18 protein-coding genes are annotated in these 19087 nt (G+C 63.8%); 12 read left to right on the forward strand and 6 right to left on the reverse strand.

Annotation, left to right across the window (positions count from 1 at the left end):
• Positions 1 to 22 precede the first annotated feature (22 nt).
• On the forward strand, positions 23 to 208 hold the full coding sequence (locus tag IE166_RS07690) for a DUF1059 domain-containing protein (protein ID WP_189502858.1): 186 nt from the start codon (positions 23 to 25) through the stop codon (positions 206 to 208).
• On the opposite strand, the gene IE166_RS07695 is transcribed toward IE166_RS07690, so the two are convergent.
• The 3 genes from IE166_RS07695 to IE166_RS07705 are packed head-to-tail and all read right to left on the reverse strand — an operon-like array spanning position 205 to position 2713.
• Positions 205 to 1449 carry a CCA tRNA nucleotidyltransferase gene (locus IE166_RS07695; protein ID WP_189502859.1) on the reverse strand — a complete coding sequence of 415 codons (1245 nt, stop codon included), beginning with the start codon at positions 1447 to 1449 and terminating at the stop codon, positions 205 to 207. The two genes, IE166_RS07690 and IE166_RS07695, sit on opposite strands and share 4 nt — an antisense overlap.
• On the reverse strand, positions 1446 to 2081 hold the full coding sequence (locus IE166_RS07700; RefSeq protein ID WP_189502860.1) for a CoA pyrophosphatase: 636 nt from the start codon (positions 2079 to 2081) through the stop codon (positions 1446 to 1448). Before IE166_RS07700 ends, IE166_RS07695 begins: the two co-directional genes overlap by 4 nt.
• Positions 2078 to 2713, reverse strand: a complete 636-nt coding sequence (locus IE166_RS07705) for a DUF1285 domain-containing protein (protein WP_189502861.1) — start codon at positions 2711 to 2713, stop codon at positions 2078 to 2080. The genes IE166_RS07700 and IE166_RS07705 overlap by 4 nt, the downstream gene beginning before the upstream one ends.
• Before the next feature lie 146 nt (positions 2714 to 2859).
• Here IE166_RS07705 and IE166_RS07710 point away from each other — a divergent pair, with 146 nt between their 5' ends.
• The 4 genes from IE166_RS07710 to IE166_RS07725 all read left to right on the forward strand — a co-directional run bounded on the left by IE166_RS07710 (position 2860) and on the right by IE166_RS07725 (position 9893).
• On the forward strand, positions 2860 to 3879 hold the full coding sequence (locus IE166_RS07710) for an AAA family ATPase (RefSeq protein ID WP_189502862.1): 1020 nt from the start codon (positions 2860 to 2862) through the stop codon (positions 3877 to 3879).
• Positions 3879 to 4790 (forward strand): DUF58 domain-containing protein, encoded by a 912-nt coding sequence (locus IE166_RS07715; RefSeq protein ID WP_189502863.1) that lies wholly within the window; start codon positions 3879 to 3881, stop codon positions 4788 to 4790. The genes IE166_RS07710 and IE166_RS07715 overlap by 1 nt, the downstream gene beginning before the upstream one ends.
• On the forward strand, positions 4787 to 7600 hold the full coding sequence (locus IE166_RS07720; protein ID WP_189502864.1) for a DUF4159 domain-containing protein: 2814 nt from the start codon (positions 4787 to 4789) through the stop codon (positions 7598 to 7600). The genes IE166_RS07715 and IE166_RS07720 overlap by 4 nt, the downstream gene beginning before the upstream one ends.
• Positions 7601 to 7820: 220 nt before the next feature.
• A complete protein-coding gene (locus IE166_RS07725; RefSeq protein WP_189502865.1) occupies positions 7821 to 9893 on the forward strand; it encodes a hypothetical protein in 2073 nt (690 codons plus the stop codon).
• An 8-nt stretch (positions 9894 to 9901) separates the two neighbouring features.
• Here IE166_RS07725 and IE166_RS07730 read toward each other — a convergent pair whose 3' ends face one another.
• The 3 genes from IE166_RS07730 to IE166_RS07740 form a co-directional block, all read right to left on the reverse strand.
• Positions 9902 to 10387, reverse strand: coding sequence for a GNAT family N-acetyltransferase (locus tag IE166_RS07730; RefSeq protein WP_244641356.1), 486 nt, complete (start codon positions 10385 to 10387; stop codon positions 9902 to 9904).
• Positions 10388 to 10401: 14 nt separating this feature from the next.
• A complete protein-coding gene (locus IE166_RS07735) occupies positions 10402 to 10866 on the reverse strand; it encodes a tRNA (cytidine(34)-2'-O)-methyltransferase (RefSeq protein WP_189502866.1) in 465 nt (154 codons plus the stop codon).
• A 100-nt stretch (positions 10867 to 10966) separates the two neighbouring features.
• Complete coding sequence (locus tag IE166_RS07740; protein ID WP_189502867.1) at positions 10967 to 11248, reverse strand: hypothetical protein; 282 nt, start codon at positions 11246 to 11248, stop codon at positions 10967 to 10969.
• Positions 11249 to 11303: 55 nt separating this feature from the next.
• Here IE166_RS07740 and IE166_RS07745 point away from each other — a divergent pair, with 55 nt between their 5' ends.
• The 7 genes from IE166_RS07745 (at position 11304) to IE166_RS07775 (ending at position 19087) form a co-directional block, all read left to right on the forward strand.
• Positions 11304 to 13187, forward strand: coding sequence for an ABC transporter ATP-binding protein (locus IE166_RS07745; RefSeq protein WP_189502868.1), 1884 nt, complete (start codon positions 11304 to 11306; stop codon positions 13185 to 13187).
• Positions 13188 to 13227: 40 nt separating this feature from the next.
• Positions 13228 to 15126 (forward strand): ABC transporter ATP-binding protein, encoded by a 1899-nt coding sequence (locus IE166_RS07750; RefSeq protein WP_189502869.1) that lies wholly within the window; start codon positions 13228 to 13230, stop codon positions 15124 to 15126.
• A gap of 6 nt (positions 15127 to 15132) precedes the next feature.
• Positions 15133 to 15447 carry a DUF6665 family protein gene (locus tag IE166_RS07755; protein ID WP_189502870.1) on the forward strand — a complete coding sequence of 105 codons (315 nt, stop codon included), beginning with the start codon at positions 15133 to 15135 and terminating at the stop codon, positions 15445 to 15447.
• A 199-nt stretch (positions 15448 to 15646) separates the two neighbouring features.
• Positions 15647 to 16255 carry a ubiquinol-cytochrome c reductase iron-sulfur subunit gene (gene petA / locus IE166_RS07760; RefSeq protein WP_189502871.1) on the forward strand — a complete coding sequence of 203 codons (609 nt, stop codon included), beginning with the start codon at positions 15647 to 15649 and terminating at the stop codon, positions 16253 to 16255.
• Positions 16256 to 16272: 17 nt separating this feature from the next.
• Positions 16273 to 17577: a cytochrome b gene (locus tag IE166_RS07765; protein ID WP_189502872.1), complete on the forward strand. Its 1305-nt coding sequence runs from the start codon at positions 16273 to 16275 to the stop codon at positions 17575 to 17577.
• A 25-nt stretch (positions 17578 to 17602) separates the two neighbouring features.
• A complete protein-coding gene (locus IE166_RS07770; RefSeq protein ID WP_189503293.1) occupies positions 17603 to 18463 on the forward strand; it encodes a cytochrome c1 in 861 nt (286 codons plus the stop codon).
• A 78-nt stretch (positions 18464 to 18541) separates the two neighbouring features.
• Positions 18542 to 19087: an adenine phosphoribosyltransferase gene (locus IE166_RS07775; RefSeq protein ID WP_189502873.1), complete on the forward strand. Its 546-nt coding sequence runs from the start codon at positions 18542 to 18544 to the stop codon at positions 19085 to 19087.

A 19087-nucleotide genomic window follows, 5' to 3' on the forward strand; every position in this document is an offset into this window, starting at 1 on the left:
CATTGCGAAGGAGGACGATGCGATGAAGGAATTTCAGTGTGGATCGCTGGTGCCGGGCTGCTCCTGGCATACCAGGCATGAGGAAGAAGCCGAGGTCATGCGCCGTGCCGTCGAGCACATGCGCCAGACCCATGGCGAGACGACCATCCGAGAATCGATGGTCGATGCGATCCGTTCGCGGATCGAACGCGTGCAGGATGCTGCCTAGCGCGTTTCGATGAGAGATGAGGCGCGGGCAAGCAGCGCTTCGCGATCATAAGTGAAATCGGAGGCGGACCATTCCGCCTCCAACTGCTTGAAGAGCCGGCCGAGCTCCGGTCCGGCTGGCACGCCATTCGCCATCAAGTCCGCGCCAGAGATCGGGAAAGGTGGGCTTTTCCAACCTTCAGCGTGGCTCAACAGCGCTTCAAGTGGCGCCGCATCATTGCCGGCGGCGGACTGGCTGGCGATCTGAAGCCTCAGTCGATTCGTGATGCCTTCGCGGCTTCCGGCATGGATGCGTCGGGCGAGCGCCTGCGTGGTCTCATCCTCTGCTGCCGGTGCAGCCGCAGCCCACTCTTCGAGTCGCTTTGTTTCGGCCTTGGACAGGCGCAGGCGCTTGGACAAAGTTTCGATCCGCTCGACATTGGGCGGAATGATGCTGGCCAGCCTGAGCAGCGGGTCGGCCGTCCATCCCCTCGCCTGCTCGGCTGAAACGAGGCCGTGAATGGCGTCGATGCCCCACTTCTCGCTTTCCGGCAGAACGAGCGTCAGCACGCCGGTCGTGCGCATCCACAACAGCGCGCGGCTGGGATCGGGCGCGGTTAGGAGCTTGCGCATCTCCGTCCAGATCCGTTCGGCCGACAAGCCTGTCACGCCTTCCTTCAACCGGACGCAGGCCTTCAGCCCTTCCGCATCAGGACGGCCGGTGCCGAACCAGGCGAAGAAGCGGAAGAAGCGGAGGATGCGCAGATAGTCCTCGCGGATGCGCTGTTCGGGCTCGCCGATGAAGCGCAGCAGGCGCTTGTCGAGATCGGCCAGACCGCCGACGAGGTCGATCACCGTGCCGTCACCTTCGGCATAAAGCCCGTTGATCGTGAAATCGCGCCGCTCCGCATCCTTCTGCCAATCGCGGCCGAAGGCGACCTTGGCATGGCGGCCGTCGGTTTCAATGTCGCTGCGCAGCGTCGTGACTTCATAAGGCACGCCATCGGCGATCACCGTGATCGTGCCGTGGTCGATGCCGGTCGGCACCGCGCGCAAACCAGCCGCTTCGGCGCGGGCAATCGTTTCGGAAGGCAGCACGGTGGTCGCGATGTCGACATCGCCGGTGGGACGGCCGATCAGCGCATCGCGCACTGCACCTCCGGCAATGCGGGCTTCCTCGCCGTCAGCCTTCAGGGCCATCATGAGGCGCCGCAAGCCCGGAGCTTCGAGGAAGGGCGCGCGGCCGGCAATGGTGGTTGTCAAGCGTAGAGCCTTTCGTAAAGCGTGCGGATGACGCCCGCGGTCACGCCCCAGATATAGCGGTCACCGTAAGGCATCTCGTAGAAGAAGCGCTCGCGCTCCTGCCATATGCGGCTGCCGCGGGCGTGGTTGGCGGGGTCCATGAGGAAGGCGAGCGGTACTTCAAAGGCCGCATCCACCTCGTCGGGATTGATCGCAAGCTGGAAGCCCGGCTGCACAATGCCAAGCACGGGGGTGATGCGAAAGCCGCTGCCGGTGGAATAATCGGGCAAGCGGCCGAGCACGTCGATGCGGCTGCGATCGAGGCCAATTTCCTCTTCCGTTTCGCGCAACGCGGCGGCTTCCGGCGAACTGTCTTCGGGATCGATCCGCCCACCGGGAAAGGCGATCTGGCCGGCATGATTGCGCAAACGGTCGGTGCGCTTGGTTAGGATGAGCGAGGCACCGTCGGGATAATCGACCGCCGCGATCATCACGGCAGCAGCGCGCAGATCCGGCCGCACGATGAGGTCGCTGAAATCCGGGTTTAGCTGGTGATCGCCAAAGAAATCGGCTTCCGGCGGCTCGCGTTCGATCAAAGCGCGGCGGCGGAAATCCTCCGCGCTGAACAGGGACGGCGCTTCCACAACCCTCATGCTTCGGCAACCAGCCTGTCGAGTTGCGCAACCGGCATCACGGGAAAAACGGCACCCTTGGAGCGCAGGGCGAACATCGGCTCGCCGTCGATGGTGATCTCCTCGCCGAGTTCGGCAAGCTCATACATCACCGCCCGCGCCACCAGTGCTTCAAGCCGACCGCGCACATGCAGATAGGGCTTCAGCCCACCCGTTTCCGGCTCGTCCACAAAGCGAATTGGATGATCCGGCCCGGCCTCGACCACATCGCCGACATTGGTACGGAAGGTGAGAACGCGCTCTTCGCCCTCGCCACTGGCATCCACCTCGACCGCGACGAAAGGCGCATCCTCGACCCGGATGCCGACCTTCTCGACGGGCGTGACGAGATAGGTCTTGCCGTCCTCGTCCCGGCGCAACACGCTGGAAAAGAGCTGCACCAGCGGCATGCGGCCGATCGGCGTACCAAGGTAGAACCAAGTGCCGTCGCGCTTGATCTCCATATCGAGATCGCCGCAAAAGTCCGGGTTCCACTTGTCTACGGGCGGAAGCCCCTTGCCCGCGCGGGCGGCGCGGCCGATAAGCGCCTCTATCCCGGCAGTGTCGCCGGCCTTCGCAAGGCCTGCCGCAGCGTTAGTGGTAGGGTCTGTCATGAGTCACGAAATAGTCACTGTTGTTTTGCTTGTCAGCACCTGTGACCCATTTAAGGTCAGCCGGACGCGCTTCCAGCCCGTTCACCATCATCTCGCCCCAAGCGGATGATTGGTCTGCCCGCCGCCAACAGGAAGGACGTCTCGGCATGAGCGTAATCACCAGCAATTTGGCAGCAGGCGAAACCAAGCCCAGCGATGCGGACATGGTGGCTCAGGCTGAAGCTGCGCTGAAGGACATTGCCGCCGTCCGCGAAGGTTTGGGACAGGTCATCTTCGGTCAGGAAAGCGTGATCGAAAAGACGATCGTCGCCGTTCTGGCCGCTGGTCATGCGCTGCTGGTCGGCGTGCCGGGTCTGGCAAAAACCAAGCTGGTCGTAACGCTCGGCCAGGTGCTCGGCCTACAGTCCAACCGCATCCAGTTCACGCCCGACCTCATGCCGTCCGATATTCTTGGCTCCGAGGTGATGGAGCAAGATGACACCGGCCGTCGCGCCTTTCGATTCATTCCCGGCCCGATCTTCGCGCAGTTGCTGATGGCCGACGAGATCAACCGCGCGAGCCCGCGCACCCAGTCGGCCCTTCTGCAGTCCATGCAGGAATATCATGTGACAGTCGCCGGCCATCGCCATGATCTGCCGGCACCCTTCCATGTGCTGGCGACGCAGAACCCGCTGGAACAGGAAGGCACCTATCCCCTTCCGGAAGCGCAGCTCGATCGCTTCCTGATGCAGATCGACATTCTGTATCCCGAGCTCGAAGCCGAGCGCCGCATTCTCACCGAAACCACCAGCGGCAGCGAAGCGCGCATTTCCGCCGTGCTCGACCCGCAGCGCCTCCAAGCCATCCAGCTTCTGGTGCGCCGCATGCCGGTGCCCGAAAGCGTGGTGGATGCGATCCTGACGCTGGTGCGCTCGGCGCGTCCCGGCCAGGGCAACTCTGAAACCGACAAGCATGTCGCCTGGGGTCCCGGCCCGCGCGCGTCACAGGCCCTCACGCTCTGCGCCCGCGCCCGCGCGCTCTACGATGGCCGTTTGGCGCCGTCGATCGACGATGTGCGCGCGCTGGCTGAGCCTGTGCTGCAGCATCGCATGGCGCTGACCTTTGCCGCCCGTGCCGAGGGCATGACCGTTCGCGACGTGGTCGCGAGGCTGACAAAGGCGATCTGATGGCGCGTATCGGCGAGGTCGCCCCTCCCGTCGCAACACGCGAAGCGCTGGCCCGCGCCCGCACGCGCGCCGCCCTTGTGCCCGATCTGCTGGTTGAAGCGCGCCGCGTGGTGAATACCGTGATTTCCGGATGGCACGGCCGCCGCCGTCGCGGTGTCGGCGAAAACTTCTGGCAGTTCCGCCCCTTCGTGGAAGGCGATGCCGTCGCGCGCATCGACTGGCGGCGCTCGGCGCGCGACGATCACACTTATGTTCGCGACAGGGAATGGGAAGCGGCGCATACGGTCTGGCTTTGGGCCGACCCGTCGCCATCCATGCTCTACAAGTCGACCATCGCCACCGTGTCCAAGGAATCCCGCGCGGTTGTGCTGGTGCTGGCGCTGGCCGAACTCCTGTCGCGCAGTGGCGAGCGCATCGGCTGGCCGGGCCTGACCGACCCGCTTTCCACCCGCAACGGCGCCGAGCGGCTGGCGGCACGCCTCACCCATGCGGCCCTGGTCGCCCAGCCCGACTGGAGCCAGGTCCGGCGCTTTTCGGATGTCATCATCGCCTCGGATTTCCTCGATGAGCCGCAGGAGATCATGGCCTGGCTCGATCCCCTCACAAAGCGCGGCGTGCGCGCGCATCTGATCGAGATTGCTGATCCCGCCGAAGAAAGCTTCCCTTATAGCGGCCGCACCGAGTTCCAGGATCCGGAAACCGGCGAGCGCCTGACTGCCGGTCGCGCTGAAACGCTGGCTGAAGATTACCGCAATCAGTATCGCGCCCGGCGCGAGGAATTGGCAGCCTGGGCCAAGCGGCAGGGCTGGAGCTACACGGTCAACCACACCGACCGCCTCGCCTCCGAAGCGCTGGTCACGATCCACATGGCGCTGTCCACCGAACCCGGATTCGGAGGCGCGCGCGCATGAGCTGGCTGCCGCTCTCCTTTGGTGCGCCGATGGTGCTGGCGGGGCTTCTCGCCCTACCACTGATCTGGTGGCTGCTGCGCCTCACCCCGCCGAAGCCGCAGACCGAAACCTTCCCGCCACTGAAGATCCTCGCCAAGGTCCTGCGCAAGGAAGAAACCCCGCGCTCCAGCCCCTGGTGGCTGACCTTGCTGCGACTCTTGATGGCCGCACTCATCATCTTCGCGCTGGCCGACCCCGTCTTCAATCCGCGCGAGCGCATGACGGCATCTGGCGATGCGGTGGCAATCGTGCTCGACAATGGCTGGTCTACCGCGCCCGACTGGGATCGCCGCGTCGCCACCGCCGAGCGGCTGATCACCGATGCCGGTACCGCCGGCAAGCCGGTGGTGCTGGCGCTCACCGCCGAGCCGCCCAGCACGGAAATCGGGCCATTCGAAGCGGAAGTCGCGCGCGATCATCTGCGCGCCGCCCATCCGCGTCCCGTACCGGTGGATCGCCCTTCCACTTTCGGCCGCGTGGCCGAAGCGGTCGCGCGCTTTTCCGCACCAAGCATCGCTGTCCTTTCCGACGGGCTGGCCGCCGGAGGCGATGAACAGGCTTTTGCGGGTCTGCTCGGGGCAAACCGCAGCGGCCTCGTCTGGGTGACGCCCGAGCGCGTCGCGTCCTTGGCGCTGACCGCCGCCGACAACCAGGTCGACGCCTTCCGCGTCACCGCCGTCCGCAGTCCCGGCGATCCCGCGCCGCGCAGCGTCACTGCCGGCGCCTTTGATGACCGCGGCCGACGCATCGGCGACACGACCATCACCTTTGGTGCCGGCGAAACCTCTGCCAGCGGCGAGCTTGCCGTGCCGTTCGAGCTGCGCAACGATTTCGCCTCCGTGTCGATCGACAGCGAGCCACAGGCCGGCGCCGTGCGCGTGCTCGATGAAAACGCCAAGCGCCGCCGCGTGGGTTTGCTGTCTCAGGCTGAAGCCGACCGCGCCCAGCCCCTCCTTTCGCCGCTGTTTTATATCCGCAAGGCTATGGAGCCGTTTGCCGATCTGGTGGAGCCGCAAAGTGCTGATCTCGCGCAGGCGATCCCGCAACTGCTCGAACAAAAGCCCGCGATGATCGTCATGGCCGATGTCGGCGTCATCCCCGATGCCGCCCGCACCGCCCTCGTGGATTGGGTGCAGAAGGGCGGCACGCTGGTGCGCTTTGCAGGCTCGCGTCTGGCCGCCGCAGGACCCGACGAAGACCTCCTGCCCGTGCGCCTGCGCACCGGAGAGCGCGCGCTGGGCGGCGCCATGTCCTGGACCGAGCCGCAGGCTGTGACCGAGTTTCCCGGCACCGGCCCCTTTGCCGATCTAGCGCCGCCAGCGGAAGTCACCGTCACGCGGCAGGTTCTGGCCGAACCTTCGGCCGACATCGTCGACCATACCTGGGCGACGCTGGCCGATGGCACGCCGCTGGTGACGGGCGCACGGCGTGGTCAGGGCACGGTGGCGTTGTTCCATGTCACGCCGGAAGCGACATGGTCGAACCTGCCGATCTCCGGCACGTTCGTGGAGATGCTCCGCCGCGTCGTGCAGCTGTCGCGCAATCAGGGGCGTGTCGATAGTGGTGCGGAAGCCAATGCCGCCGGCCTGCCGCCCTATCGCATGATTGCAGCCGATGGCATGCTTGTGCCGCCAACACCGGAAGCGCGGCCGCTGCCGGCCAATGCCGCTGCACGCGTGACGATCGAGAACCCACCCGGCCTTTATGGCGGAGAGGAAGGTGTCGTGGCGCATAATCTTCTGGCCTCCGACGCGACGCTCGCGCCGATCGTCAGGCCGCAAACCAACCTGCCGGTGACGGAAGCCTCTTATGCCTTCGATCAGTCGCGTGATTTGCGCGGCCCGCTATTTGCGCTGGCGCTGCTTCTGATGGTGCTGGATACGCTGGCCGTACTCTGGATGGGCGGCGCCTTCGCGCGCAAACGCCGTCGTGGGCAACCGGTTGCCGCTGCGATCGGGCTCGTAGCACTCGGCCTCGTCTCGCATCCCCTGCCCGCTCAAGCGCAGGACACACGGCAGGACGATCAGGCTGCGATCGAGGCAATTTCCACCACGCGCATCGCCTATGTCGTCACCGGTGATTCTTCGGTGGACGCCATAAGCCGCGCCGGTATTCAGGGGTTGAACCGCTTCCTGATCGAGAAAACTGCGCTTGAACCAGGCGACCCGGCCGGCGTCGACATCGCCACCGACGAACTGTCCTTCTACCCGCTGATCTATTGGCCGATCGATCCCGACGGCGCCATGCCGAGCGAGGACGCCATTGCCCGCGTCGACGCTTACATGAAGCAGGGCGGCACGGTGTTGTTCGACACGCGCGACCAGTATTCGGCCGGCTTCGACGCCTCCTCCACCACGCCCGCCACGCAACGGCTGCGAGACATCCTGGCTGACCTCAACGTGCCGGCGCTGGAGCCGGTGCCGGAAGACCACGTGCTGACGAAATCCTTCTTCATCGTCCCGGAATTCCTCGGCCGCTATAATGGCAGTCCGCTCTGGGTCGAAGCTTCCGCGGCAGCAGCGAACCCGGATGATCGCCCGGTGCGCACCGGCGATGGCGTCACGCCGATCATGATCACCGCCAACGATCTGGCCGGCGCCTGGGCGATCGACGCCAATGGCGAGCCCATGCTGCCGACTGTTCCCGGCGACCCGATGCAGCGCGAATATGCCCTGCGTGGCGGCGCCAACATCATGATGTATATGCTGACGGGCAACTACAAGTCGGATCAGGTCCACGTGCCGGTGTTGCTCGAAAGGTTGGGGCAATGACCGCAACCTTGGCGCTACTACCCCCCTCTGGCCTGCCGGCCATCTCCCCCTCAGGGGGGGCGACTAGGCTGGCAGTCACGTCCGCGCCAACCTTTGACCCTGCACTGGGTGCAAGCCTTGCAAACAAAGAGCCGGCATCCAAGCTGCCCCTGTCCCCCCTTGAGGGGGAGATGCCCGGCAGGCCAGAGGGGGGTAAACGACGGCCGCGAGGGTGCACACGATGACCTGGTCGCTCTCCTTCGAGCCGCTGCTGTCTTGGACCACGCTGGGCCTACTCGCCATCCCCATGGCGCTGCTCGCGGTGCTGGCTTTGTGGCGACGGCAGCGCGGTGCCTTGTTCCGCTTGGCTGCGCTGGCCGCTCTTGCGCTCGCCTTGCTCAACCCGGTTCTGCTCGACGAACTGCGCCAGCCCCTGAAGAGCGTCGTAGCGCTCGTCGTGGATCGCAGCCAGAGCCAGGATATTCGCGACCGCAGCGCGCAGACCGATGCGGCACTGGCCGAGCTGAAAACGCGGCTGGCGCGCTTCGACCAGTTCGAAGTGCGCGAGATCGAAGCGGGTCAGGCCGCGTCTGCCGAAGAGCGCACGGACACCAAACTATTCGGCGCACTAGACAGCGCCTTCCGCGACGTGCCGCCGTCACGCATTGCGGGCGCGATCATGGTGACCGACGGCCAGGTGCATGACGTGCCGGCCAACGGCAATCCTGGCTTCGAAGCGCCGGTCCATTCGCTGATCACCGGCGAGGACGGCGAGCGCGACCGGCGCATCCGGCTGGAAAACGCGCCGCGCTTCGGCCTCGTCGACAAGCCGATCCCCATGACCTACCGCGTGCTCGACACTGCCGGTCAAGGCGAAGCGGTCAATGTGCGCGTGTCGATCAACGGCAATCCGGTCGCGACCGAGCGCGCCATCGTGGGCCAGCCGGCGACCGTCGAGGTCACCATCCCGACCGCCGGCCGCAACATCGTGGAATTCGCGGTGGAAGGCGTCCAAGGCGAACTCACCACCACCAACAATCGCGCAGTGGCGCTGTTGGACGGCATTCGCGAGAACCTGCGCGTGCTGCTGGTGTCCGGCGAACCGCATGCCGGCGAGCGCACCTGGCGCAACCTGCTGAAGTCCGACGCCTCCGTCGATCTCGTGCATTTCACGATCCTGCGCCCCCCTGAGAAACAGGACGGCACGCCGATCAACGAACTGTCGCTGATTGCCTTCCCGACACGTGAGTTGTTTGTCGACAAGATCAACGACTTCGACTTGATCATCTTCGACCGCTACCAGCACCGCGACGTACTGCCGATCCTGTATTACGACTACATCGCAGAATATGTCGAAAACGGCGGCGCGCTGCTGATCGCGGCAGGTCCCGAATATGCCGGCGGGCAGTCGATCGCCAACACGCCGCTGATGTCGGCCTTGCCCGCTTTGCCCTCTGGCGAAGTCGTGGAAGAAGGTTTCTATCCGCGCCTCACCGATCTCGGCCAGCGTCATCCCGTCACGCGCGGACTGGAGGGTTCGGCGCAGGAGCCGCCCCGCTGGAGCCGCTGGTTCCGCCAGATCGGCGTCGACAGTACGCAAGGCGAAGTGGTGATGAAGGGTGCGGGCGACCGGCCGTTGCTGGTGCTCGAGCGCAAGGGCGAAGGGCGTGTCGGCATGTTCCTGTCGGACCAGGGCTGGCTCTGGGCACGCGGCTATGAAGGCGGCGGCCCGCATGTCTCGCTGTACCGCCGCATTGCGCATTGGCTGATGAAGGAGCCGGAACTCGAGGAAGAACGCCTCATCGCGGACGGCCGCGGCATGGTGCTGAACGTCACGCGTCAGACCATGAGCGATGATCCCGGCCCGGCCAGCGTGATTTCGCCGACCGGAAAGCGGCTGCAGATCCCGCTGACCTCCAACCAGCCCGGCCTGTTCACAGGCAGCCTGGAAACCGACGAGGTCGGGCTTTACCAGATCGCCAATGGCGACCTGACGGCGCTTGCCCATGTCGGCCCGCTCAATGCACCGGAATTCGCCGATGTCGTGTCCACGACGGAGCGGCTCCAGCCGGTTGCGGATGAAACCGGCGGCAGCGTTCGGCGGCTCGAAAGCGGCGTCACTGGCCTCAGCCTGCCCAACATCGTGCCGGTCAGTGGCAACGGCGAAACCAATGGCCGCGATTGGATGGGCCTGCGCGTCACTGACGACAGCGTGCTGCAATCCGTCAGCCGCACACCCTTGTTCGGCGGCTTCTTCGGTCTCGCTCTGCTGCTGATGGCGATCGGCGCGATGTGGTATCGCGAGGGGCGCTAAGCCCTTCGCTACAAGGCTCGGAAGAAGTAGCGCACGGTCTTCGTGCCGCCATGGATCGCCGCCTGCCCGACTTCGGCGAAGCCGAGCGCTGCATGGAACGCATCCGAGGCCGGGTTCGGCGGCTCGGCATTCACCTCGCAGCAGATCCGTTGATGCCCGGCCTCTTGAGCGCGCGCAAACAGATCTTCGTAAAGCAGCCGGGCCAGCCCACGTCCCCGTGCTTTCGGCGACACCACGATGCGGTCCACATAAACGAAGCGCGGATAGCGCGCCTTGAACCACAGGAAGTTCGGGCTGCTGTAATCCGCGTCCTGATCAAAGGTCAGCAGGAAAGCATCGCCCTCGCCAATCCGCCGTGCATGAAACGCACCCGCGACCATTTGGGCGAGGTCCTCGGCCGATAGTAGAGACAGCTCCTGCGCATGATCGTTGTTGAGAGCGAGAATCGTTGCGTGACTCTCTGCGTCAACAGCTTGAATCACATCGTTGGCCACGGCGCGCAACTCCTTCAACCTGCAACGGAAAACTGGCGCAGGGCTTCGCTGGATGTAATTGCCGCGGAGACCGACAGGTTGAGGCTGCGCGCACCGGGCATCATCGGGATGGTAAGCCGCGCATCGGCGAGGGCATGCACGCTTTCCGGCACACCGGCAGATTCCCGTCCGAACAGGATGATGTCGTTGGGCGCAAAGGCGAATTGTGTGTAAGGCACTGCACCCTTGGTCGTGAGCAAAAGCAGGCGCCGGCCCTCTTCTTTGCGCCATGCTTCAAAGGCTTCGAAATCCGTATGGCGGCGCAGCGCTGCCATTTCCAGATAGTCCATGCCGGCGCGCTTCAGGTTCTTGTCGGAAATGTCGAAGCCTGTCGGCTCGATGATGTCGACGGCAACCCCAAGGCAGGCGCCGAGGCGCAGCACCGCTCCCGTATTTCCGGGGATTTCTGGCTGATAAAGCGCGATGCGCAGGTCGCTCATGATACGTGTCCGTTCAAGATGGCGTGTCGGATGGGATTGGCGCTGCTTGCCGTTAAGGCAAAATACCATTCCCGTGACTGGCCGTTTGCGCGCAACTAGGCTATGAAGCCGCCGACATCAACGCGAACCAGAGGGGACAAGGATGGAAAACATGATCAATGTAAACATCCCGCGCGCCCTTCTCCGGCCAATGTTTCGGCCATTCGGCGCCTGACGGCGGCTTCGCGACCTCTTCAAGCTTTTCTTCCAAGCAGCGTCTCGAACCCCGCCGGACCGTTCTTTCCGTTCCGAGGTTTCGCCATGTCGTTGTTCTTGCTTTTCGGTCTTCATCCACCTTCACCCGCTTTTCGTCGGCTGAAGGTGCTTTGCCCGCTTCCGTCATGACCATCCGGCTTCAACAGCCGCTCGCGACCGCTTTTTAGTACGAGATTGATCCCATGTTCCGCTGGTTCGAATCCCGCCTGAGCCCCTTCCCCAACGAAGAACCCGTCGAGCCCCCGAAGACGCTCGTCGGCTTCTGCCTGCATTACACCAGGGGCTCATGGCCCTTCATCATCCTTGCCGCGATCCTGATGGCCGCGATCGCACTGGCCGAAGTCTGGATGTTCGCCTTTCTCGGCAATATCGTGGACTGGCTGTCGGCGCAAAACCGCGAAACCTTCCTGCAGACCGAAGGCTGGAAGCTGATCGGCATGGGCGCGATCGTGCTGATCGCACTGCCTGCGACGGTGGTGCTCAATTCACTGATCAGCCAGCAGACGCTGATGGGCAACTATCCCATGCGCATCCGCTGGCAGGTGCATCGCTATCTGCTGAAGCAGTCGATGAGCTTCTATCAGGACGAGTTCGCCGGCCGCATCGCCACCAAGCTGATGCAGACGGCGCTCGCCGTGCGCGAATGCGTCATCAAGCTGATCGACGTGTTGAACTACGTCATCGTTTACTTCCTGGGCGTGCTGTTCATCGTCGGCTCGGCCGATATCCGGCTGGCGGCACCCCTAGCCGTCTGGCTTGCGGCTTACATTGGCCTGCTGTTCTTCTTCGTGCCGCGCCTCGGCAAGGTCGCGGCCGAACAGGCCGATGCGCGCTCGTTGATGACCGGACGCGTGGTCGACAGCTACACCAATATCCAGACGGTAAAACTGTTCAGCCACGCCAAGCGCGAGTCATCCTATGCCCGCGAAGGCATGTTCGACTTCCTGCAGACCGTTTACCGCTCGATGCGGCTGGTGACCGGTCTTTACGGCTCGCTTTACATCCTCAACGCCCTGCTTCTGGCCTCCGTTGCCGGCATTGCGCTGTGGCTTTGGCTGGGCGATCTGGTCTCGATCGGCGCCGTTGCAGTGGCCCTTGGCCTCGTGCTGCGCCTGTGGGGCATGTCGCAATGGATCATGTGGGAAGTCTCCGCGCTGTTCGAGAATGTCGGCACGGTGAAGGACGGCATCCAGTCGATCTCGCTGCCGCGCGTGGTGGAAGACGTTCCCGGCGCCAAGCCGCTCGCCGTGACCAAGGGCGAGATCAGCTTCGATCGCGTCGGCTTCCATTACGGCAAGGGCAAAGGCATCATCGGTGATCTCTCGCTGACCATCCGTCCCGGCGAAAAGGTCGGCGTGGTCGGTCGTTCCGGCGCCGGCAAGTCGACGCTGGTGAACCTGCTTCTGCGCTTCTACGACGTGGAAAGCGGCCGTATCCTGATCGACGGTCAGGACATCGCGGAGGTTCAGCAGGACAGTTTGCGCGCGCAGATCGGCATGGTCACGCAGGACACGTCGCTTCTGCACCGCTCCGTGCGCGACAACATCCTGTATGGCCGGCCGGATGCCAATGATGCGATGGTCAAGCGCGCGGCCGAAAGCGCGTCAGCCGAAACCTTCATCGCCGCTTTGCGCGATCACAAGGGCCGTGCGGGCTATGATGCCTATGTCGGCGATCGCGGCGTCAAGCTCTCCGGCGGCCAGCGCCAGCGCATCGCGATTGCCCGTGTCATGCTGAAGGACGCGCCGATCCTGATCCTCGACGAGGCAACTTCGGCGCTGGATTCCGAGGTCGAAGCGGCGATCCAGGAGAACCTGTACCGCCTGATGGAAGGCAAGACGGTGATCGCCATCGCGCACCGCCTCTCCACCATCGCGGCCATGGACCGGCTGATCGTGATGGATCGCGGGCGGGTGATCGAGGATGGCTCGCATGACGAGCTGGTGGCCCGGGGCGGGCTTTATGCCCAGCTCTGGCAGCGCCAATCCGGCGGCTTCCTGATGCAGGAAGAGGCCGAGGCAATCGGGGCGCAGGCCGAAAGGCCGAAGGATCTGGCAGCAGAATAAGGCGGCCGGGGTGTCAGTGCAGGCAGGCAAACACTATGTTATGCTTGTGCTGACCCCCGATCCCTCCCTGTCCACACCTTTGTCCCTGAGCGAGCGTGCCTGGCAGCGCGCCGAGAACGTCATCGATCCGTTCGGCGATACGCCGCGCGAAGTGCTGCCGCGTGATGCGTGGGCCTTCATCCTGTTCTTCGCCAAACAGGCGAAAGGGCCGTTTATCCTGCTTCTGATCGCCGGCGGTCTGTCCGGCGCGGTGGATGCGGCGCTGTATTGGTCGGTCGGCTGGCTGATCGACATTCTCGACACCGCCAATCCCGCGACTTTGGTTGCCGATTACTGGCCGCATCTCCTCGCCTTCCTCGTGCTTGTCCTGTTCGTGCGTGCCGCGATCATGATCGGCAACGCCGTGGTCGAGCAGCAAGTCGTCGTGCCCAACTTCTACCAGCTCGTTCGCTGGCAGGCGTTTCGGCGCGTGATCGACCAGCCCTATGAGTTCTACCAGAACGATTTTGCTGGTCGCATCGCTACCAAGATCCTGCAGGGCGGCGAAGCCACCGGCGATTTTATTACCTCGTCGCTCCAGACCATGTGGAGCTTCGTCACCTTCCTGATCCTGGCCGCGACGATCCTGTCGACGCTCGATCCGCTAATGGGCGTAGTCCTGGCTCTGTGGCTCGCGAGCTATCTCGCATCCGCCTGGGTTTTGCTGCCGCCGCTGCGTGCCGCCGGTCGCAAGACGGCCGACGAGCGTTCGCTGGTTAACGGTCGGCTGGTGGATGCCTTCACCAACATCATGGCCGTCAAACTGTTCGACAGCGGCGGCCGCGAACATGGTTTCGTGCGCGAAGGCATGGCGCAATATCTCACCGCCGTGAAGCAGATGACGCGCGGCATCACCCGCGTCCGCGGCGCGATTGCCATCCTCAACGGTTTCATGATGGCGGGCGTTGCCCTGCTTGCGATCTACAGCTGGCAGGTCGGTGAGGCCTCAACCGGTCAAGTCGCTACCGCGATAGGCCTCGTGTTCCGGCTCAACCAGATGTCCGGCTACATGATGTTCAACATCAACGGCCTGATCCGCTCCTTCGCCACCGTTCAGGACGCTACCGGCACGATCTCGGTGAAGCCCGGCATCCAGGATGCGCCGGATGCGATCGTCGCGCCACGCGCCAGCGGCGATTTGCGCTTCGATGATGTCTCTTTCCATTATGGCAAGGCCGGTGGCGTCATCGACCACCTCAATCTGCACATTCAGCCCGGCGAGCGCGTCGCGCTGGTCGGCCCTTCGGGCGCCGGCAAGACGACGCTGGTGAACCTGGCACTGCGCCTGTTCGATGTCGAAGCCGGCCGCATCCTGGTCGACAACCGCGACATCCGCAGCCTGACGCAGACCTCGCTGCGTCAGCAATTCGGCGTCGTCAGCCAGGATCCCATGCTGATGCACCGCTCGATCCGCGACAACATCGCTTATGGCCGCCCGGACGCCACGGAAAACGATATCATCGCCGCCGCAACCCAAGCCAAGGCGCATGATTTCATCCTGGGCGTGCGCGATCCCAAGGGCCGCACCGGCTATAACGCCCATGTCGGGGAGCGCGGCGTGAAGCTGTCCGGCGGCCAGCGCCAGCGTATCGCGATTGCCCGCATGATGCTGAAGAACGCGCCGATCCTGGTGCTAGACGAAGCAACGTCAGCGCTCGATTCCGAGGTTGAAGCAGCCATTCAGGACAGTCTGAGCGAGCTGATGCATGGCAAGACAGTCATCGCGATTGCGCATCGCCTGTCGACCATCGCGGCGCTAGACCGCATCGTCGTGCTGGACGGCGGGAGAATCGTGGAAGAAGGCACGCATGATCAGCTTGTTGCGCGCGACGGCCTTTACGCCCAGCTTTGGAAGCGCCAGTCCGGCGGCTTCCTGGCCGATCGGCTCGCAGCGGAATAGGTCATCATGAGCCTTCGTCTCCCATCCCACTTTGGCAGCGTGCATCCTGGCGATGTCCTGTTCGATGCGCTCAACACGGAGATCGCAGGCGAAAAGGCGTCGTCGCTTGGCCGCGCCGGTACGCAGGCCGCGAAAGCGCTCACGAAGCTTGCGGAGGCCGGGCCCGATCATCCCGATCGCCCTGCATTGCTCAAGGCTGCGGCGGACGCCGTGCATGGCTTCTTTATCCAGCGCGAGCTTTGTGGCATGCGCCGCCACGATGGGGCCATCCGCGACCTCGCCATTCCCCAGGCGGTTCTTGTCCGGCTGGGCGCCAAGTAGAGCCGGCGCTAGAATCGTGAGCCCTGGCAGGCACTTGCAACTATGTTGCGACAAACTGCCCACCCGTTCTGCGACCATATGGACAACCCCCTCGCAGACGCCTAGAAAATGCCGCAAACTACCAGGGATTCCGTGGCGGCTTCACGGCGCGCGTGCATGATCTGGTGGTCCCCAGCCGGCGGATAACGTCGACAAGGCGATGAGACAACGGAGCCATTGGCTCGACGGTCAGGAGGACTATTCCGTGAGCGCAAACGAAACCGCCGAACCGACCCGGCGCGATTTCCTTTATATCGCGACAGGTATGGCAGGTGTCGTGGCCGCTGCAAGCGTGGCCTGGCCCTTCATCGATCAGATGCGCCCGGACGCATCCACGCTGGCACTCGCCACGGTGGATGTGGACGTTTCCAGTGTGGAACCGGGCATGTCCATCACCGCCAAATGGCGCGGCAAGCCGATCTTCATCCGCAACCGCACGCCGGCCGAGCTGGAAGAAGCCAACAAGGTTCCCCTGGCCGAGCTCAAGGACCCGATCGCCCGCAACGCCAATCTTCCCGCCGATGCGCAGGCGAGCGACCTCGATCGCTCTGCCGGTGAAGGCAAGGAAAACTGGATCGTCATGGTCGGTTCCTGCACCCATCTTGGCTGCGTGCCGCTCGGCCAGTCCGGTGACTTCGGCGGCTGGTTCTGCCCGTGCCACGGCTCGCATTACGATACAGCCGGCCGCATCCGCAAAGGCCCTGCTCCGCAGAACCTGGCGGTTCCGACGTTCGAGTTCATCTCGGACACCACGATCCGGATCGGTTAAGGCGAGAGAAGCAGACTATGAGCGGTGGACATTCGACTTATACGCCGACGACCGGAATTGGACGCTGGATCGATGCACGCATGCCGCTGCCGCGGCTGATGCATGACAGCTTCATCTCCTATCCGACGCCACGCAACCTGAACTACGCCTACACATTCGGCGGCATTCTCAGCATCATGCTGGTGGTCCAGATTCTGACCGGCGTCGTGCTGGCCATGCACTACACGGCCTCCACGCTGCTGGCCTTCGACTCCGTCGAAAAGATCATGCGCGACGTGAATTCGGGCTGGCTCCTGCGCTACCTGCATTCGAACGGCGCATCGATGTTCTTCTTCGCCGTGTTCATCCATATCTTCCGCGGCCTTTACTACGGTTCCTACAAGGCGCCGCGCGAACTGCTCTGGATACTTGGCTGCATCATCCTCCTTCTGATGATGGCTGCCGGCTTCATGGGTTACGTTCTGCCTTGGGGCCAAATGAGCTTCTGGGGCGCAACCGTCATCACCGGCTTCTTCACCGCCATTCCGCTGGCCGGCGAATGGGTGCAGCAGCTTCTCCTGGGCGGCTTCGCGGTCGACAATCCGACCCTGAACCGCTTCTTCTCGCTGCATTACCTCATTCCCTTCATGATCGCCGGCGTCGTCGTGCTCCATATCTGGGCGCTGCATGTCACGGGTCAGACCAACCCCACCGGTATCGAGGTGAAGTCGAAGACGGACACGATCCCCTTTACGCCTTACGCGACCGTCAAGGACGCGCTCGGCATGGTGGTGTTCTTCTTGCTCTTCGCCTACTTCGTCTTCTACCTGCCGAACTTCCTTGGCCACCCCGATAACTACATCGTCGCCAACCCGCTGAAGACCCCGGCCCACATCGTTCCGGAATGGTACTTCCTGCCGTTCTATGCGATCCTGCGCGCCATCACCTTCAACATCGGACCGATCGACTCCAAGCTCGGCGGCGTGTTGGCCATGTTCGGCGCCATCGCCGTTCTGTTCTTCGTGCCCTGGCTCGACACGTCGAAGGTTCGCTCGGCCGTTTACCGCCCCTGGTACAAGCTGTTCTTCTGGCTCTTCGTGGTCGACTCGATTCTGCTCGGCTGGCTCGGCTCGCGCCCGGCAGAACCGCCTTACGTAGTCATGGCTCAGCTCGCGACGCTCTACTACTTCGGCTTCTTCCTCGTCATCATGCCGGTTCTCGGTCTGATCGAGACGCCGCGTCGCCTGCCGAACTCGATCACGGAAGCGGTGCTTGCGAAGAACCACGGAAGTGCCGCCGCACATCCGGCGGGCGCAGCTGCTGCGCCTGAGACCAAGGCTTGAGCCCAGGACTCGAAAGGACGACATGATGAAAAAGATCCTCTCGGGACTGGCGGCACTTTGCCTTGGCGCGACGATGGCAACTGCCGCCCTCGCACAGGAAGAAGCCCATAACGAAGCGAACCCAACGCATTTTCCGATCCACCGCCCGGCGGAACTGGATTGGAGCTTCGCGGGTCCGCTCGGTCGCTACGACAAGGGCCAGTTGCAGCGTGGCCTAAAGGTTTACAAGGAAGTCTGCTCAGCCTGCCATTCGTTGCGCCTTGTGTCCTTCCGCAACCTCGAAGACCTCGGCTATTCCGCCGAGCAGGTTCGGGCGCTTGCCGCCGAATACGAAGTGACGGACGGCCCAAATGCGGATGGTGAAATGTTCACTCGTGCCGCTTTGCCGTCGGATCACTTCCCGTCACCATACCCTAACGACGAAGCGGCTTCCGCCGCCAACAACGGTGCAGCCCCGCCTGATCTGTCGCTGATGGCCAAGGCACGCACGGTGGAACGCGGCTTCCCCCGCTTCGTGTTCGACGTCTTCACGCAGTATGCGGAAGGTGGTCCAGACTACATTCATGCGCTGCTGACGGGCTACGAAGAAACCCCGCCGGAAGGCATGGAAGTCGCGGAAGGCACGCATTACAACCCGTACTTCATCGCGGGCAAGTCGCTGGCCATGCCGCAGCCAATTTCGGCCGATCAGGTCACCTACGAAGACGGTTCGCCGCAGACGATCGACCAGTATTCGCGCGACGTTTCGGCCTTCCTGATGTGGGCTGCCGAGCCGCACTTGGACGAGCGCAAGATGATCGGCTTCCGCGTCATCATCTTCCTGATGCTCTTCATCGGCCTGCTGTGGATGACCAAGCGCAAGGTGTGGGCCGGCGTGGCGCACTAAGCCTCGCTCTCCCATCAAAAACTGAAAGGGCGCCGTCAGGCGCCTTTTCTTTTGTTCCCCGACCTGCAAGGTGGAGCCATGAAGAGTTCCCTCGAAGACTTCCTCGACCAGTCGATCCGCACGATCCCTGATTATCCCAAGCCCGGAGTGCAGTTCCGCGACATCACTACACTGCTTGGCAATGCCCGTGCGTTCCGCCGCGCGATCGACGAACTGGTTCATCCCTATGCCGGCTTGAAGGTCGACAAGGTCGCCGGCATCGAAGCGCGCGGCTTTATCCTCGGCGGCGCGATGGCACACCAGTTGTCATCCGGCTTCGTGCCGATCCGGAAGAAAGGCAAGCTGCCGCATGAAACCGTGCGCGTAGCCTACAGCCTGGAATATGGCGTCGACGAAATGGAGATGCATCGCGACGCGGTGAAGCCGGGCGAGCGCGTGATCCTGGTGGACGACCTGATCGCCACCGGCGGCACGGCGGAAGGCGCGGTGAAGCTGTTGACGCAGATGGGTGCCGACATCGTCGCCGCCTGCTTTGTCATCGACCTGCCCGAGCTCGGCGGCCGCAAGAAGCTGGAAGCGCTGGGCGTCCAGGTCAACACGTTGATCGCCTTCGACGGCCACTGA

It is taken from the genome of Tianweitania populi (genome assembly GCF_014652875.1).
GTDB lineage: Bacteria > Pseudomonadota > Alphaproteobacteria > Rhizobiales > Rhizobiaceae > Tianweitania > Tianweitania populi.

Bases quoted from the DNA above. Each gene is read 5' to 3' on its own strand.
- IE166_RS07690 (WP_189502858.1), top strand. From the start codon at position 23: ATGAAGGAATTTCAGTGTGGATCGCTGGTGCCGGGCTGCTCCTGGCAT.
- IE166_RS07700 (WP_189502860.1), bottom strand. From the start codon at position 2,081: ATGAGGGTTGTGGAAGCGCCGTCCCTGTTCAGCGCGGAGGATTTCCGC.
- IE166_RS07705 (WP_189502861.1), bottom strand. From the start codon at position 2,713: ATGACAGACCCTACCACTAACGCTGCGGCAGGCCTTGCGAAGGCCGGC.
- IE166_RS07710 (WP_189502862.1), top strand. From the start codon at position 2,860: ATGAGCGTAATCACCAGCAATTTGGCAGCAGGCGAAACCAAGCCCAGC.
- IE166_RS07715 (WP_189502863.1), top strand. From the start codon at position 3,879: ATGGCGCGTATCGGCGAGGTCGCCCCTCCCGTCGCAACACGCGAAGCG.
- IE166_RS07720 (WP_189502864.1), top strand. From the start codon at position 4,787: ATGAGCTGGCTGCCGCTCTCCTTTGGTGCGCCGATGGTGCTGGCGGGG.
- IE166_RS07725 (WP_189502865.1), top strand. From the start codon at position 7,821: ATGACCTGGTCGCTCTCCTTCGAGCCGCTGCTGTCTTGGACCACGCTG.
- IE166_RS07735 (WP_189502866.1), bottom strand. From the start codon at position 10,866: ATGAGCGACCTGCGCATCGCGCTTTATCAGCCAGAAATCCCCGGAAAT.
- IE166_RS07740 (WP_189502867.1), bottom strand. From the start codon at position 11,248: ATGACGGAAGCGGGCAAAGCACCTTCAGCCGACGAAAAGCGGGTGAAG.
- IE166_RS07745 (WP_189502868.1), top strand. From the start codon at position 11,304: ATGTTCCGCTGGTTCGAATCCCGCCTGAGCCCCTTCCCCAACGAAGAA.
- IE166_RS07750 (WP_189502869.1), top strand. From the start codon at position 13,228: ATGCTTGTGCTGACCCCCGATCCCTCCCTGTCCACACCTTTGTCCCTG.
- IE166_RS07755 (WP_189502870.1), top strand. From the start codon at position 15,133: ATGAGCCTTCGTCTCCCATCCCACTTTGGCAGCGTGCATCCTGGCGAT.
- petA (WP_189502871.1), top strand. From the start codon at position 15,647: ATGAGACAACGGAGCCATTGGCTCGACGGTCAGGAGGACTATTCCGTG.
- IE166_RS07765 (WP_189502872.1), top strand. From the start codon at position 16,273: ATGAGCGGTGGACATTCGACTTATACGCCGACGACCGGAATTGGACGC.
- IE166_RS07770 (WP_189503293.1), top strand. From the start codon at position 17,603: ATGAAAAAGATCCTCTCGGGACTGGCGGCACTTTGCCTTGGCGCGACG.
- IE166_RS07775 (WP_189502873.1), top strand. From the start codon at position 18,542: ATGAAGAGTTCCCTCGAAGACTTCCTCGACCAGTCGATCCGCACGATC.